This window comes from Brevibacillus sp. HD3.3A (assembly GCF_013284375.2).
GTDB lineage: Bacteria > Bacillota > Bacilli > Brevibacillales > Brevibacillaceae > Brevibacillus > Brevibacillus parabrevis.
This window is the reverse complement of the sequence record NZ_CP085874.1, coordinates 2463481-2478060: the sequence shown is the minus strand read 5'-3', so window position 1 is coordinate 2478060 and position 14580 is coordinate 2463481. Positions and strand designations below refer to the sequence as shown.

17 protein-coding genes are annotated in these 14580 nt (G+C 52.7%); 2 read left to right on the top strand and 15 right to left on the bottom strand.

What is annotated here, in order from left to right; genetic code table 11:
• Nucleotides 1-175: 175 nt before the first annotated feature.
• A complete protein-coding gene (locus HP435_RS12215; RefSeq protein ID WP_063226859.1) occupies nucleotides 176-1267 on the bottom strand; it encodes a Glu/Leu/Phe/Val dehydrogenase dimerization domain-containing protein in 1092 nt (363 codons plus the stop codon).
• Between the two features lie 209 nt (nucleotides 1268-1476).
• Nucleotides 1477-3552, bottom strand: a complete 2076-nt coding sequence (locus HP435_RS12210) for a sigma 54-interacting transcriptional regulator (protein ID WP_122965866.1) — start codon at nucleotides 3550-3552, stop codon at nucleotides 1477-1479.
• 173 nt (nucleotides 3553-3725) lie between these two features.
• Between HP435_RS12210 and HP435_RS12205 the strand changes: the two genes are divergently transcribed.
• Nucleotides 3726-3986 carry a DUF2627 domain-containing protein gene (locus tag HP435_RS12205; RefSeq protein ID WP_063226857.1) on the top strand — a complete coding sequence of 87 codons (261 nt, stop codon included), beginning with the start codon at nucleotides 3726-3728 and terminating at the stop codon, nucleotides 3984-3986.
• A gap of 40 nt (nucleotides 3987-4026) precedes the next feature.
• Here HP435_RS12205 and HP435_RS12200 read toward each other — a convergent pair whose 3' ends face one another.
• The 8 genes from HP435_RS12200 to HP435_RS12165 all read right to left on the bottom strand — a co-directional run bounded on the left by HP435_RS12200 (nucleotide 4027) and on the right by HP435_RS12165 (nucleotide 9660).
• A complete protein-coding gene (locus tag HP435_RS12200; protein WP_173599198.1) occupies nucleotides 4027-4890 on the bottom strand; it encodes a UbiA prenyltransferase family protein in 864 nt (287 codons plus the stop codon).
• Nucleotides 4887-5570 carry a glycosyltransferase family 2 protein gene (locus tag HP435_RS12195; protein WP_173599147.1) on the bottom strand — a complete coding sequence of 228 codons (684 nt, stop codon included), beginning with the start codon at nucleotides 5568-5570 and terminating at the stop codon, nucleotides 4887-4889. The genes HP435_RS12200 and HP435_RS12195 overlap by 4 nt, the downstream gene beginning before the upstream one ends.
• Entirely contained in the window at nucleotides 5557-6114 is a 558-nt protein-coding gene (locus HP435_RS12190) for a copper transporter (protein ID WP_173599148.1), read from the bottom strand. The genes HP435_RS12195 and HP435_RS12190 overlap by 14 nt, the downstream gene beginning before the upstream one ends.
• 9 nt (nucleotides 6115-6123) lie before the next feature.
• Nucleotides 6124-7296 carry a putative cytokinetic ring protein SteA gene (steA, locus tag HP435_RS12185; protein ID WP_122965863.1) on the bottom strand — a complete coding sequence of 391 codons (1173 nt, stop codon included), beginning with the start codon at nucleotides 7294-7296 and terminating at the stop codon, nucleotides 6124-6126.
• A gap of 111 nt (nucleotides 7297-7407) precedes the next feature.
• The gene (locus HP435_RS12180) at nucleotides 7408-7584 is read right to left on the bottom strand and encodes a DUF2759 family protein (RefSeq protein WP_122965862.1); all 177 of its coding nucleotides are present in this window, start codon (nucleotides 7582-7584) and stop codon (nucleotides 7408-7410) included.
• A gap of 121 nt (nucleotides 7585-7705) precedes the next feature.
• Nucleotides 7706-8497 carry a class I SAM-dependent methyltransferase gene (locus HP435_RS12175; protein WP_173599149.1) on the bottom strand — a complete coding sequence of 264 codons (792 nt, stop codon included), beginning with the start codon at nucleotides 8495-8497 and terminating at the stop codon, nucleotides 7706-7708.
• A 1-nt stretch (nucleotide 8498) separates the two neighbouring features.
• Nucleotides 8499-8873, bottom strand: coding sequence for a VOC family protein (locus tag HP435_RS12170; RefSeq protein WP_122965860.1), 375 nt, complete (start codon nucleotides 8871-8873; stop codon nucleotides 8499-8501).
• Nucleotides 8857-9660 carry a class I SAM-dependent methyltransferase gene (locus HP435_RS12165; protein WP_173599150.1) on the bottom strand — a complete coding sequence of 268 codons (804 nt, stop codon included), beginning with the start codon at nucleotides 9658-9660 and terminating at the stop codon, nucleotides 8857-8859. The genes HP435_RS12170 and HP435_RS12165 overlap by 17 nt, the downstream gene beginning before the upstream one ends.
• A 97-nt stretch (nucleotides 9661-9757) precedes the next feature.
• Here HP435_RS12165 and HP435_RS12160 point away from each other — a divergent pair, with 97 nt between their 5' ends.
• On the top strand, nucleotides 9758-10624 hold the full coding sequence (locus tag HP435_RS12160) for a LysR family transcriptional regulator (protein WP_173595774.1): 867 nt from the start codon (nucleotides 9758-9760) through the stop codon (nucleotides 10622-10624).
• On the opposite strand, the gene HP435_RS12155 is transcribed toward HP435_RS12160, so the two are convergent.
• The 5 genes from HP435_RS12155 to spo0A form a co-directional block, all read right to left on the bottom strand.
• Nucleotides 10618-11508: a metallophosphoesterase gene (locus HP435_RS12155; RefSeq protein WP_173599151.1), complete on the bottom strand. Its 891-nt coding sequence runs from the start codon at nucleotides 11506-11508 to the stop codon at nucleotides 10618-10620. The genes HP435_RS12160 and HP435_RS12155 overlap by 7 nt on opposite strands.
• Nucleotides 11477-12055 carry a beta-class carbonic anhydrase gene (locus HP435_RS12150; protein WP_122965856.1) on the bottom strand — a complete coding sequence of 193 codons (579 nt, stop codon included), beginning with the start codon at nucleotides 12053-12055 and terminating at the stop codon, nucleotides 11477-11479. The genes HP435_RS12155 and HP435_RS12150 overlap by 32 nt, the downstream gene beginning before the upstream one ends.
• A 94-nt stretch (nucleotides 12056-12149) precedes the next feature.
• Complete coding sequence (locus tag HP435_RS12145) at nucleotides 12150-12377, bottom strand: hypothetical protein (protein WP_122965855.1); 228 nt, start codon at nucleotides 12375-12377, stop codon at nucleotides 12150-12152.
• A gap of 590 nt (nucleotides 12378-12967) precedes the next feature.
• Nucleotides 12968-13339: a hypothetical protein gene (locus tag HP435_RS12135; RefSeq protein WP_173599152.1), complete on the bottom strand. Its 372-nt coding sequence runs from the start codon at nucleotides 13337-13339 to the stop codon at nucleotides 12968-12970.
• A 364-nt stretch (nucleotides 13340-13703) separates the two neighbouring features.
• Nucleotides 13704-14492, bottom strand: a complete 789-nt coding sequence (gene spo0A / locus HP435_RS12130) for a sporulation transcription factor Spo0A (RefSeq protein ID WP_005827306.1) — start codon at nucleotides 14490-14492, stop codon at nucleotides 13704-13706.
• Between the last annotated feature and the right edge of the window lie 88 nt (nucleotides 14493-14580).

Genomic DNA, 14580 nt, shown 5'->3' with positions numbered 1-14580 from the left:
CTTCACGCATTGGCGAAGACAGTCGAAAAAGCTGGTTGCTGCTCTTTTGTGGCGTTTGCCTACGTTTTTATGAGAATGAGAATATTCTAAGAACAGAGGATATGTACCCCCTGACCGCCCATTCATCGAGAAAAAGAAAGAGCGGGAGCAGGGGAATGGTTTCATTTAAGAACGATTAGCGGTGGTAAACCGTTTTTCCGTTTTGCAGGAAAGTATTGCGGGATTTGCCCACGCTGGCAATGCGCTCTTCTGCCATGCGGTCAGCCGCCTTGTAGGATGGCATGCCGTCGCGCTCAGCAATTTCGTACACTTTCAAGATCGTGTCGTAGATGGTTTCTACTTTTTTCAGGGCGCGCTCGCGGTTGTAGCCTTGCAGTTCGTCAGCCACGTTGATAACGCCGCCTGCGTTGATCACATAGTCTGGCGCGTAGATCAGACCCATTTCGTGGATTTGATCGCCGTGACGCTCTTCTTTCAGCTGGTTGTTCGCCGCACCGGCAATTACTTTTGCTTTCAACAGCGGAATGGTGTCGTCGTTGATGATCGCACCAAGCGCGCAAGGAGAGAAGATGTCGCACTCTACGCCAAAGATGTCGTTGACGCCAACTGCTTTTGCTCCGAAATCGTTGACAGCGCGGTTTACGTTTTCTTCATTGATGTCGGTTACGATCAGGTGTGCGCCTTCCTCATGCAGGTGGCGGCACAGGTTGTATGCCACGTTTCCTACACCTTGTACAGCAACGACACGGCCGGACAAGGAATCAGATCCGAAAGCGAGCTTCGCAGATGCCTTCATACCGCGATATACCCCGTAAGCTGTGACCGGAGACGGGTTGCCGCTGGAGCCGAATGCAGGAGAAACGCCTGTTACGTAGTCGGTTTCCAGGTGGATCATGTCCATGTCAGCAACAGTCGTACCTACGTCTTCTGCTGTGATGTAACGGCCATTCAGACCTTGGATGTAGCGGCCGAATGCGCGGAACAGCTCTTCACTTTTATGCTGGCGCGGATCTCCGATGATCACGGCTTTACCGCCGCCAATATTGAGGCCAGCAGCAGCATTTTTGTAAGTCATGCCGCGACCGAGACGCAGTACGTCGATGATCGCTTCTTCTTCGGTTTTGTACGGCCACATGCGCGTGCCGCCCAATGCTGGTCCGAGTGTCGTATCATGAATGCAAATGATTGCTTTCAAACCGGAATTTTCGTCTTGGCAAAATACCAGTTGCTCGTAGTCGTACTTTTGCATGTAGTCAAAGATGTTCAATGAAGAAACCTCCCTAGTCTCATTCTTCTGGGTTAACAGTGGGCTCCGTGTGGAGAATTTCCCGTCAAGCAGTTTATGCAAAAGTCATGCCAACACCCTCTGCGTTTTGAAAGCGCTTTATTATTAGGGACGTGGATGAAATCTCCATCCGTCAAGTGTGCATGTTTTTGCATGGTCGCGCAGGAATTTGCATGCAAAAAATTGCACACTCAATTTCTTTCTTCCTGCTCATCCATGATTCCCAATTTTTCCATCTTGTAATACAAACTGCGAATGGCAATTCCCAACCGCTTCGCCGCCACGGTCCGGTTCCCTTTGGCCGCAGCCAGCTCCCGGATGATATGCTGACGTTCTGCTTCCTCCATCGCTTGCTTCAATGTTTTCCCTGTGGAGCTTGCCGTCACTTCTGCTTCCTGGCGGGCATGGCTTATTTTCCGCTCCAGCGGGGGCAAATGCTCAGGCAAAATGGTGCGCTCATTGATGCGCATATGTATCATCGCCCTGCCCAGAACGTTCTCCAGCTCCCGCACATTGCCCGGCCAATGATAGGACAACAGCATTTGCAACGTTTCTTCGTGCAGCTCCTCGACATTGCGGCCGTATTCCAGATTCGCCTTGCGCAGCAAGTACATCGCAATCGGCTTGATGTCTTCCAGGCGCTGTCTGAGCGGAGGAATGTGGATGGGCACTACATGCAGGCGATAGTACAAGTCTTCCCGAAATTTCCCGGCTCCTATCGCCGCTTCGAGATTCACATGCGTGGCTGCGATCACCCGGACATCGATGTTGATCGGTTTCGTACCGCCGACCCGGACGACTTCGCGCTCTTGCAGGACGCGCAAAAGCATGACCTGCATCCCCATGGACAGCTCACCGATTTCGTCTAAAAATATCGTGCCCCCGCTTGCTTCCTCGAACAATCCGCGCTTGCCGCCGCGCCGCGCCCCTGTGAAAGCCCCTTCCTCGTAGCCGAACAGCTCGCTCTCCAGCAAGCTTTCGGAGATCGCTGCGCAGTTGACGCGGATAAACTGGTTGTACTTGCGCTCGCTCGCGTTGTGGATCGCATGGGCAAACAGTTCCTTACCCGTGCCGGATTCGCCGCGCAGCAGCACGGTGGCTGGCGTCAACGCCGCCTTTTTTGCTTGCTCGATGGCGCTTTTCATCTGTTCGCTGTAGCCGATAATGTCTGCGAAGCTGTATTTCGCCTCCAGCGTTCGGATGATCCGTCTCGCTTTTTCCAGCTCCTCGGTCAGCCGCTTGAACTCGGATACGTCGTGAATGACCCCGACGCTGCCTTTCAACTCGCCATCAACCACGACCGGAGCGACGTTCACCACGACGTCCTTGCGCTTGGGGCCGAGCTTCATCGGCACGCCCCTGACAGGCCGCTTCGTCTTCAACACTTGCATGTGCATGCTGTCGCCTTCGGAGATATCGACTGTAGCCGGCTTGCCGATAATATCGTCCGGCGAAAGCCCGGTCAGTCTCGTGTAGGCCGGGTTGATTAACAGACCGATGCCGTTTTGATCCACAACAGAAATCGCTTCGTCGGAAGACTGAATAATCGCTTGCAGCATGCTTTGCAATTCTTTCAGATCGGTCACTTCCTCCGCCAGCGCCATGACCTCGGTAATGTCGCGGAAAATCGCTACGGCTCCCACTACTTCTCCCTTGTCGTTTCGCACGGGAACGCGGTTCGTAATGATTCTCGTCTGATTGGGCAAAATCTGCTCCTGATTCAGTTCAGGACAGCCCGTCTCTAATACAATATGTAGTCTGGTGTTGGGTATACGCTCGGATACTTTTGTATCCAGCACTTCGCTTGCTTCAATGTCCATCAAGCGTTCTGCCGCTTTGTTGAACAACGTGATAATGCCTTGCCGATTGACCCCGATAATCGCATCGTGCGTGGAGTCGAGCATCGTTTCCCGCTCCCGCTGGTTTTGCATCATGACGGCAATCAGCTTGTCACGCTCGCGAATGAGCCGCATGACAATTCTCGTAAAGGTCCCTGGGATGAGCACCGTCTTGTCCTGCTTTAGCTGCCTGAGGTGCTCGTATTCGTTCAAGTCGCCCGTCGCTTCCAAAATGACGTCCAGCTCGTCGTCCAAATAAGGCCGATAATCCGTATCGACCTTGATTCCAAACGATTTCGCCAGGGCAATTCCGGGAGCGTCAGGCCGATGATCCACTACGGCTACAATTTTCAGCCTGTCCATCTGGTTCAGCATCCGCAACAGAGCCGTTCCGCCTCGTCCAGCACCTACTATAAGCAGCTTGTGCATGCGCTAGACCCCTCACTTTTCATCTTACTCGTTACCATTGTACTGCAACAAACCGTTGATGGACAGGCTCTTCTCCCTAACGTGCGCTCGCTCGTGTGCACACACGGACTTGTGGACAAGCAACCAGGCATTCGCTATGATGAAGAAATGAGAGAGAAAGGTGTGAACCACCAGTGATCGTACAGAAAGTCATTGCCCTTTTAATCATGGTCATCCCGGCTGCGATTGCCATGTACGGAATCAAGCTGATCCGTGATGCTTTCTTTTATTCCACGGCACCCGATGTGGGTTTCATGTGGGGTCAACTGATCCTCGGCGTGCTTGCTCTGGTCATCCCTATTTTGTTTATTGCGGGCTTCATTTTACACCATGAACGAAAAAAAAATCGGGTTCAGCCCCGCTTTATGATTCGCGAGCCAGAAGACGACGAGTAGAACAGGCAGGTAATGATCTGCCTGTTTTTTAATGCCCCGCTCATCTCCCCCACTCATCCAGCCTGCGCAACCACGCCTGTCGTTCAATGACCCGCGAAAAGGACACAAACTCCGCCGCAACCTGCAACGTCACGAACCCGGCGAGAAATGTCACTTGCCACAAAAGCGGTACGGTCGTCACATACAAATAGCCGATGGAAAATCCAAGCGCATTTGCCCCGGTATCCCCGAGCATCATCCTGCCTCCTGCGTCGTGCGGAAACAACAGGACGCTGGCCACGAGAAGCGGCAGCAGGAACAGCCAGACAAACAACGCCTCCTCTGACGTCGCCGCAAGCACCCCGACAGCGATCGCCATGCAGACGAGCAGCCAATACACTTTGATCGCCCGCCCCGGTCTTAGGTCAAACAAGTTGAGGATGTTCGGAGAAATCGCCAGCAAGCCGCAGGCGACCAGCCAGGCGAAAATGTCGCTGGTGAGGAAGAGCGAGACAGCCACTGCGGTAAGCCCTCCGCCGATCAGCTTCCACATGCCGCTGGTCACTCGCCTTTCTTGCCACAAGACGCGAAAATGACCGCGAAAGCCTTTTGTCGTGCCATCGTTGGAGCGGTCGTCGATCCAGCCCCAGCAAGCCATTGCCGCCATTCCGCAAGCAAGAAGAACGCCATGCAGCAGCACAGGGCTGAAAGCGCCTCGCCACCTCATAAAACCAAGCTGGACGACTGTTGTCAGCAGCATGCTTGCTACGAGCATCAATCCTCCCGCCGTAAGCACTTGTTCTCCGGCGTAATTGGGTCGAGTCATGCCCTGGTTCAACAGAAACCGCGAAAAAAACGCGAGCAGCGGGCGATGCCAGACGAGCGGCAAGCCAAGAGCGAGCGCAAGCCCGAGGACGACCTTCATCTCCAAGCTTTTCCCTCCCACCACTTTCGGCACAACGTCCTGCCGATTGCCACAAATTCTTTGCCGCGATGAGCGTAACCTTGCCAGTCGTTGCCTGTTTCCCGATGCTGAAACAAGACGGGCACTTCGTGAATGCGGTACCCTGCCCGCAACGCATCGACTGTAAGCCCGACCTCGATGCCAAAGCCTTTGTCGACTTTGCCGAGATGGGCCAGCAAGTCGCGGCGCATGGCTCTTTGCCCGGACAAGGGCGCTCGCGCTTCAAAGCCGGTCAGCCATTTGATCCCTTGATGAGCGAGCCCTTTTGCCAGGCCCATCCCGGCCTTTTGCTTGGGCGGCGGCAAAATCGCCACGGTCATGTCGCAGGCGTCAGCCAAAAGCGGAGGGAGCAAATGCTCAGCCTCGGCAGCACTTTCCCGCAAGTCTCCATCCAAAAGCATGATCACATCGCCACGCGCGCGCTGCCAGCCCAGTTGGACAGCCGCCCCTTTGCCCAGGTTGTACGGGTGGGATATCACCGTATCTGCCCATTTTTTGGCCAAGGTCGCTGTCTCATCCTCGCTGCCGTCGTCCACGACGATCAGCTCATCGCAAAAGAAGCGTTCGCGAATCGCCCGCAGCGTAACGCCAATCTCCTCTGCTTCGTTATAGGCCGGAATGATGACGCTAACTTTTTTCACGCGCTACCCTCATTTCCGTCAGTCGCTGCTGCATTTTTTCCAGCAAGGCCCACTGCTTGCCGACCGAGTCCGGCACTTGCTCGACCAGCAGCCATTTCCCTGCTGTCGCCCCTTGTTGCAGCCATGGCGGCGGCTGCTTGGCAACGACGAGCAACAAACCGTCTTCCCACGACTTGCCCTGCTCGTAAGGAACAACCTCAACCCCCATGGCGTGCATCAAGCGGGTAATAGGCCGGGCTTCCTTGTCGCCCTCCTGCCAGACGTATACCTTTTTTCCTCCCAATTCATTGCCGTAGCGCATCGCCATCATGTGGACGACTTCCTCGTTGCGTTGCTCGACTTCCTGAAGCAGCCGATTGATTTGCTGCTTCAAGTCCTGGTTGCTTTTGAGTGCCCGGTCGTACTTCGCCTCCATTTTCAGCAAAATTTCTTGAGCGCCCTGGGAAAACCAGGGATGTCCCGCTGTTCCGCCCAGCAGGATACCGACTCCGAGAGCGATGAATACAGCAGCCAGTGTAATCAGGTGATGCCGGAAAGAAATCATAGCGCCTCCTTAGAAAGCCCATGTCCGCCATTGCGTCCAGAGCATTTGGGCAGCGTGGCGGGCAATCGGATTGACCATCAAGGCTGCCGTAACGGGCAAAAGCATCGCAGCGAGACACCAGCCCCACAGCTTCCACGACCCGGAAGGCTGGTACAGCTGACTGACCCCTTTGGCGTCGATCAGCCTCGGTCCGATTTTCGTCCGCACCAAAAGCGTGCTCGCCATCCCTTTGCGTCCCTTTTCCAGAAAATCAATCATGTTCGTATGCGCCCCGATCGTCACAATCAGCTCGGCCTGATTTTCGTAGGCCAAAAGCATGGCGACATCTTCGCTTGTCCCCGGAGCAGGCAGCACGTGGTGAGCCATCCCCAGCCGCTCGACTCGCGCTTTCCCCGGCGCAGTGCCGTCCACATAGGCATGCACAACGATTTCTGCACCGCATTGCAAAGCTTTATCAGAGATGCTGTCCATATCGCCTACGATCAGGTCGGGCTTGTACCCCGATTGCAACAGCGCGTCCGCGCCACCGTCGACTCCGATCAAAACCGGATCGTATTCGCGGATGTACGACGAGAGCGTCTGCAAGTCTTCCCTGTAGTGCTTGCCGCGCACAACGACCACGACATGCTTTTTTTCCAATGGCGTTTTCAGCGGCGTGGCGTGCAGCGGCTTCAGAAACAAGTCTTTTTCTTTTTGCGCGTAAAGCAGCGTGTTATCTATAAATAAAGAAAGGGTGTCGTCCAGTCTGCTTTGCGCCTCGGCCCATTTGCTGACCACGACGTCCATTCTTACTTCGCGAAGCGGCAGCGCCATTTCCCATTGCGCTTCTCGCCGCAATTCCAGCCGGCCATCGCGGATCGCGGCATCCTGGCCGTCCCACGCTTCCCAGGCTGTCGGGATCGGCTGGGCTGAATCGGACTCTGCCTCAAACAAAGCCACGCCCGCGCCAAGCAACAATCGCGCTCCTTCGGCTGGATACTGCCCGGTCATAAAAGGGGCAAGATTGACAATCACCCGCGTTCCCGCTTCCAATAGCGATCGCGCTGCCATTTCATCCACATCCGGATGATCGATGACAGCGATCTGGTGGGGGTGGAGCCGTTTGCAAAGCTGCTTCGTTTTTCGATCCGCAGCAATCACTCCCGTATAGGTAAGAAAACCGCGGCTTTTTCGCTTGCCCATCTTTTCCACCTCCAGCCATTAGTATGCTAAAAATTTCCTCGGAGCATGCAAAAAAGAGGTTGTGCATGTATCGCACAACCTCTCTTCTGGCGGAAACGCTGGCCTGGTCGACTAGGCTCCCTTGGTTATGTAGTAAATAATCAAGCCGTCAGCAAACAGGAATACTACCAGCGAAACCACGCCAAATCCGATCGCGAATTTGTTCTTCGCCTTGATCGAGTTAAGACAGCCCCAAGCAATAAAGAACGTGAAGACGAACATCAGGAAATCAAACAACACAATCTTCATGTACGACAACTCCTTCACCATGATGACGCTAACCGATAATACAATGGCAATATTATTATATCTCCTTGCCTATTAAGAGACAAGCATATCCAAATTTGTGACAAACAAATTCACAATTCCTTTATTTTATTGTGCCACAAATGTTTTTGCCTATCCAGATGCTCCAGCGGTCTTGTTCATAAATCGGCTGTTGTCCCGCCATTTTCGCGGAAATAGCGGAAATCAGTTGCTCCAGCTCGCCGTCTGTCAATTCATGCAGCAAGGAACGGCCTCTGCGCAAGCGCAAATCGGCCTGCAAAACAGCGATGTCGTCATACACACGCCTGACCTCCCACAGCGAACGCATCTGGATTTGCTCCAGCCCTGCCTGCTGCATGGCTTGCCTTACTTGCTGTTCTTTTGGTCGCCGTTTTGCCTCCACTTCCAGCAAGCGGGGGAATTGCTCGAAAAAATAACCGCGCAAGTGCTCAGGCGAAGCCGGAACAGCGCAGTCTTCCAGCGTCCGATCTTGGATCAGGCAGATTCCGTCAGGCGCGAGGATGCGCTTCACCTCGGCGAAAAATCCGTTCAGATCGTCAAGATGGTGGATGAGCGCTCTGGCAAAAACAATATCCGCGCTTCGCTCCGGCAGTCCTGTGTGCAGGGCGTCACCATGGACAAACGAGATGCCCGGTTCGTCTGCACACTCTTTTTGCGCCGCTTCCAGCATGACCTGCGAAAAGTCGACTCCTGTGACGCTGCCTGCCCCCAGCTTTGCCCATGCCTTGCTGTAAATCCCGCCACCGCAGCCAAGATCGACCACCCGTTTTTGCGAAGGGTCGACGATGGAGAGCATCGTGCTCGCCCATGTGTCGTCTGCCGCTCTGCCTGTATAGCTTTCCTTATTTTCCTGCGCGTGGAAATCCATTTTCATGCTACTTCGCCTCCATGAACTCCAATCGGTTGCCGAATGGATCTTCGGTGAAAAAGCGGATCAGTCCAGGAATCTCGTCGTCGAGCCGGAGCGGGACGCCTGCTTTTTCCAAGTGGGCGATCAGCGCTTCAATATTTTGCACAACAAAGGCAGGATGCGCCTTTTTCGCGGGAATAAAACCTTGTTCAATCCCGAGGTGAATCAACTGCGCTCCACAGCGAAACCAGGCTCCTCCCCGCGCCCGAAGCTTTTCCGGCTTGGGCACTTCCGGCATCCCGAGCAATCCGGTGAAAAAGCGCCGCGCCTCCTCCTCGGCTCCCGGTGGCGCTGCGAGCTGAATGTGATCCAATCCTACCCATTCAAATGTTTGTGTCATGTTGTGTTCCTCCCTGTTTTTGGCACATGACCATCCATTCGTCAATCTGGTAGGTCATGACTCTTCCTTGCTCGATCTGCAATCCTACATAAGCTTGGATGTCTTTCGGGGCAGCAAGCAGCATCTGCTCCACAGCTTTTTCTTGCTCGGGCGACTCGGACGTTCTTTGCACCCATGGCAAAAAGGCAAATGGCTTTTTGCGTAGCCGTTGCTTGCACTCGACCAAATCATGCGCGCTGTGCAGCTCTCTCCACTCCGTGACAGAAAGGCAGCGAACGTGGCTCGGATCGCGTGTTTGCTCGACAAGGTTCACGAAGCTTGCCAGCTCGTTTGCTTCCGGGGAAACGTTGTCGATAAAAAGGAACCAGCCGCCCGGTCGCAGCACGCGACTGACTTCCCGGACAAAAGCGTTCGGGTCGGGGAAATGGTGAGCCGCGATCCGGCAAGTGACCAGATCGAACGACTCGTTCAGAAACGGCAGCGACTCCGCGTCAGCCTGGACGTACAAAATGTTTTTTTCCGCCTGGTTGGCTTGTGCCGCCGCTGCAAGCATAGGGCGCGTCAGATCCGTTGCCACTACTTGCGCAACGTGCGGCGCAAGCGTCCTGGCGACATGCCCGCCACCTGTGGCGATGTCGAGCACCTTCCAGCTTGTCTGCGGAGCGAGCCATTGCACCAGAAGTTGCAAGTCATCTCCTTGGGCGTGTGTCTTGCTTTCTACATACTGCTGCGCATTTTTGCCGAATTGCTCTTGTACCGCGTGTTTTACTTCATCGCTTCTATCCATCGTTCCACCTCCTGCTTGTATTCTATTCCAATCGTTGGCGGTTTTGTTATAGAATACTGATAACCAGTTATCGAGTTTTTAGATAGGAGGGGCATTCGTGGACAAAGAAAGTTTGGAAGTGTTTTTGACCATCGCCCACCACGGGTCCATCAATCGGGCTGCACAGGCGTTGTTTCTGGCCCAATCTACTTTGACCCATCGGCTCAAGCAGTTGGAACGGCAAATCGGCAGTCCGCTGTTTGTGCGAACCGCCTCTGGCGTAAGTCTGACCGGAGAAGGCCGCAGATTGCTGCCTGTTGCCGCCTCGATCGTCGAGCAGATGCGTTCTTTCATCGAACAAAAGGAGCAAGCCCAGTCGATGACGATCGTCGCCGGAAAAGCATTTGTCGCCTACGAGCTTCCCCGCCTGATCGGCGAATACCGCCAGGCCAATCCCGGTTTCACCTGTTACGTGCGCTCTACGCTGTACGAAGAATCGCTCAGCGCCCTCTTGACCGGAACAGCCGATATCGCTTTTCTCGGCAGCGAAATGTATCACCCGCACATCCACCAGGAGTTTTTGCCCAGCGACCGGATTTTGCTCGTCATGTCGCCCGAGCATCCTTGGGCCAATCATTTTCCCGGCTTTTCCGGCTGGGGGTCGCAGGAGATGATTTTGTTCGGCAACCATACCGCCCCCTATCGCCAGCGCATCGACCATTTTCTGGCGCGCAACAGCATTTTTCCAAACGTCATCATGGAGCTGGACAGCTTCAGCGCCGTCAAAAAAATGGTCGAACGCCAGCTCGGAATCACGATGCTGCCGGAGCGAACCATTTTGCGCGAGGTAGAGGAAGGCAGACTGGTCGCCCACGATATAGCAGAAGGAACTTTGCAGCGCCCGACGCTCATCGCCTATTTGCATCAAAAAAAAGAGGACGACGCTTTTCAGCAATTCGTCCAATGGATCAAAGATGCTTATTGATGCAAAGTCAACACGGTCAGCTCGGGCCTGCACAAAAACCGGACAGGCAAAATCGTCGTGCCCAGCCCTCTGTTCACATAGACTTGCATTTCGCTTTCGCCCGCGAGATACAAGCCGTTGACGTATTTGTTCGCAAGCTTGGGCGTCAAGACATGCCCGACAAAAGGCAACCGCACCTGCCCGCCGTGGCTATGTCCAGACAATTGCAAATCAATCGGATACAACGCCGCTTCGTCCGCTACGTCCGGCTCATGGGCGAGCAAAATTACGCTGCTTCCCTCGGGAATCCCGATCAGCGCCTTTGGCAAATCCGGCACGCCATTTAGAGCATCGTCTATTCCCGCTATGTACAAGGTGTCTGCCTTTTGGCGAATAGCCACATTGCGGTTGTCCAACACTGCAAACCCGGCAGATATCCACCCTTGGCGAATCCCGTGCTGCTGCCCCGCCCGGTAATCGTGGTTGCCCAATACCGCAAACTTCCCCATCGGCGCCTGAAGCTGCGCCAGGATGGGGATAGCGGCAAAAAAGGGGCGCGTCTCTTCATCGACAATATCGCCCGTAAAGCAAATGATATCCGGCTGCTCGCGCATGATCAGGTCGACAATGCCTTGCAATTGCTCCGGCTTGAAATAGTGTCCCAGATGCGCGTCGCTGAACTGGATCAGCTTGCAGCCGTTAAAGGCGTCTGGCAGTCTGGGCAGTCGGAGTGTCATCCGCTCGATTTGCAGCCAGGTTCGCTCCCATGCATATCCGTATGTACCAGCAGCCAGACCGACTCCAATCAAGCCACCCAGCCACTTCATCGAACGCTGTAAAAAGGTCCGCCTTGAGACCGTGACAAGCTTGGGATCATTCACTAGCTTCCGTTCGCTCGTAGCCATTCACCACAACATCCAGGCGGCCTGTCGCCGGATCGATCAGCAATCCGTGGACATCGACATTGGCTGGCAGCAGCGGATGCTTTTTAATCGTCTCCACGCTGTTTCTCACGCTGTCCTCCACCCGGTCGAACCCGTGGAGCCATTTGTGCAGATTGATTCCTGCGTGTTGCAGCGTAGAGAAAGTCTGCTCAGAAACGCCTTTTTCCAGCATCTTCGCCATGGTGCGCTTGCTGTCGATGGCGCTCATCCCACAGTCGTAATGGCCGACGACGATCACTTCCTCGGCATTCAGTTCATAAATCGCCACAAGGATACTGCGCATAATACTTCCAAACGGATGCGATACGATCGCCCCCGCGCTCTTTACGTGCTTGATGTCGCCGTTGCGCATGTTCATGGCCTTCGGCAGCAACTCCTCCAGACGCGTGTCCATGCAGGAGAGAACTACCAAGCGTTTGTCGGGAAACTTGGTTGTCTGGTATTTTTCATACTCACGATTCGCTACAAAATCACGGTTAAATGCGAGAATTTCATCTAAATTGCGCATGTTGCAACACCTTCCTCGCTTTTAGTGGGTTGTATGTTTTCTATTGTACATACTTCTTCGTGTCGTTCAAGCGACTGCGGCAGTTCGCGGCGGATTATTTTCCTTTGTTCCTGTTCCGGTAGAGCTTCCAGCCTTCCACAAGGTAGGTGACGATGAGCAGTCCAAGGCCCAGCGGCCAAAAATCGGGCTTGATCATCACAACGACGCAGGACAATGCTCCTCCGCTGATCAGGGTCAATTGGCGATAGGCGGGAAATTTCACGGTAAAGATCGTGACGATCACACCGAGCAGCAGGACGATGGTAGGGAAGTAGGTTGCCATGTTTGCTCCTTTTTGGGGATACGTTTTTGGGGATGGTTTGTTTGATTCCTAGTATATATTTTACAGGATTATCCATGGTGCTGTAATTGTTTTTTGAAAAGAACAAAAACGCCGAGTTCTGGTGCGGCCAGCTTGGCGTTTATTTTTTCATGAACCATTTTACTTTTTAAATTTAGCCGGATTTTCAACGTAACTTTCAATGACATAGCCGCAGCCCGTACATATGTGATAAGTGATGAGAGAACCGAGAACAAAAAACTTGTCTACGGGGAATATTCTCGCATCCCCGGACGGTTTCCCTTTTCCGATCTCACTGCACCCGCATTTTGGGCACTGTTCTTTTGGGTTTTCCATTTGGCACCTCGCTTTGTGGCTTATTTATGTTTTTCATTTGCCCTTAATTGTCCAATCTAAAGAAGTATGCTGGATATCATGCTTAATACCTAGTCGGTTCAGTTGATCAATCACGGATGGGAGTAAAAACTTATCGTTTATCTTGCATTCCCCTACCGTTTTCACTTTGAAAATGGCCTCTTCTACAGAATTGACATACATAGATACTCTCTTCCTTTTCTATTGAAAATTTGTTTTTATTTGATTCCGAAATGCTCATTTATTTTTTGAAGATACTCATCATCCACTAACTCTATTTCCACTTTGACAATTCGCTTTCCCCAACCGTCAATATTCTTATTCAACTGTTTCATGTCTTTTGCTAAAAACTCGATTTTTTTAATAAGGGTTTCAGCCTCTTCTGTCATTACCCGATATTTTCCACCAAGCTTTTCTGACTCAATTCCATCGTCTTTTAACAGTCCATAAATTTTTTCTTGTGCCTGGCCCCAATAATCAACACCAAGAATTGACCCTGTTCCTTTCCATTCACTCTCAATGTAACGCGGATCGATAATAACCAATTGACCTGAGTCTACTCCTACTTGACCTAGTAATTTGCGCTCCATTTGCCGGGCTCCTCATTTTCAAATTGAATCAAGTCATCGTTTTATCTTGCTCTTTGCTTGCGCAAGTATTGAGTGAGTCAGGCAAGTTAAATAATCTGAGAACTCTTTGAATTAACTACCCCTTCTCATCATACCAAAGATTTCCACAACCTTCGACTTGTTGAAGAATTACAAAATGGCCAAATATATTTTCGTCCAATCCATACAAAAAGACACTAGCTGGTATGTGCTAGTGTCCTTTTTGTATTTTACATTTCGTTCAAATGAGCCGATGGACTACATCTGAAAAATTCGTTGATTACATCTACCTAATCGAGAAGGTCGGATAATATCCATGTGACTCAAACCCGCGATATTTCTATCCCTAGCTAATCTTCGCCTCAATCCTTAACTTATCCGCCACCATCGCAATAAACTCGCTATTGGTCGGCTTCGCCTTCGTGTTCGAAATCGTGTATCCAAACAGGCTGGAAATGGAATCGAGATTCCCGCGGGACCAGGCGACTTCGATTGCGTGGCGGATGGCGCGTTCTACGCGGCTTGCCGTTGTGTTGAATTTTTTGGCGATGTCCGGGTACAGGACTTTTGTGATCGAACCGAGCAGCTCGACATCGTTGTACACCATCGTGATCGCTTCGCGCAAATACAAATAACCTTTGATGTGTGCGGGCACTCCGATTTCGTGGATGATGCTCGTAATGCTGGCGTCCAGGTTGCGGCCCCGCACTTGCAGGGTGGACTGTGGCTTCACCGATGTGACGAAGGAGGAGGCTGGCTTCGTTGTGATGATCTGGCGGATGCGCTGCGCAAGGACCTCCATGTCAAACGGCTTGAGGATGTAGTAGGCAGCTCCCAGTTCAACCGCTTTTTTCGTAATCTCTTCCTGTCCGAATGCTGTCAGCATAATAATTTTGGGCTGCGGGCTTAACCGCATAGCTTGGATTTGCTCCAGGACGGCGAGGCCATCCAAGTGGGGCATGATAATGTCCAAAATCAGTACATCCGGTACTCGCTCCTGCAGCAAACGCACAACTTCATTGCCGTTGTACGCGACACCAATGACGTTCATGTCATACTGGCTGCTGATATACTCTTCTAACAGGCTTACAAATTCTCGGTTATCATCTGCCAACAACACTTCAATCTTGCTCAAGGTCGTTCCTCCTAACAATGGACGGTCTTTTGGAAAGAAGGTGGCGTTCTAGAGGTTTTCATTTCTACAAACGATAAGTCCATACCAT

Bases quoted from the DNA above. Each gene is read 5' to 3' on its own strand.
- HP435_RS12210 (WP_122965866.1), bottom strand. From the start codon at position 3,552: ATGCACAAGCTGCTTATAGTAGGTGCTGGACGAGGCGGAACGGCTCTG.
- HP435_RS12200 (WP_173599198.1), bottom strand. From the start codon at position 4,890: ATGAAGGTCGTCCTCGGGCTTGCGCTCGCTCTTGGCTTGCCGCTCGTC.
- HP435_RS12190 (WP_173599148.1), bottom strand. From the start codon at position 6,114: ATGATTTCTTTCCGGCATCACCTGATTACACTGGCTGCTGTATTCATC.
- steA (WP_122965863.1), bottom strand. From the start codon at position 7,296: ATGGGCAAGCGAAAAAGCCGCGGTTTTCTTACCTATACGGGAGTGATT.
- HP435_RS12180 (WP_122965862.1), bottom strand. From the start codon at position 7,584: ATGAAGATTGTGTTGTTTGATTTCCTGATGTTCGTCTTCACGTTCTTT.
- HP435_RS12175 (WP_173599149.1), bottom strand. From the start codon at position 8,497: ATGAAAATGGATTTCCACGCGCAGGAAAATAAGGAAAGCTATACAGGC.
- HP435_RS12170 (WP_122965860.1), bottom strand. From the start codon at position 8,873: ATGACACAAACATTTGAATGGGTAGGATTGGATCACATTCAGCTCGCA.
- HP435_RS12165 (WP_173599150.1), bottom strand. From the start codon at position 9,660: ATGGATAGAAGCGATGAAGTAAAACACGCGGTACAAGAGCAATTCGGC.
- HP435_RS12155 (WP_173599151.1), bottom strand. From the start codon at position 11,508: ATGGCTACGAGCGAACGGAAGCTAGTGAATGATCCCAAGCTTGTCACG.
- HP435_RS12150 (WP_122965856.1), bottom strand. From the start codon at position 12,055: ATGCGCAATTTAGATGAAATTCTCGCATTTAACCGTGATTTTGTAGCG.
- HP435_RS12145 (WP_122965855.1), bottom strand. From the start codon at position 12,377: ATGGCAACCTACTTCCCTACCATCGTCCTGCTGCTCGGTGTGATCGTC.
- HP435_RS12135 (WP_173599152.1), bottom strand. From the start codon at position 13,339: ATGGAGCGCAAATTACTAGGTCAAGTAGGAGTAGACTCAGGTCAATTG.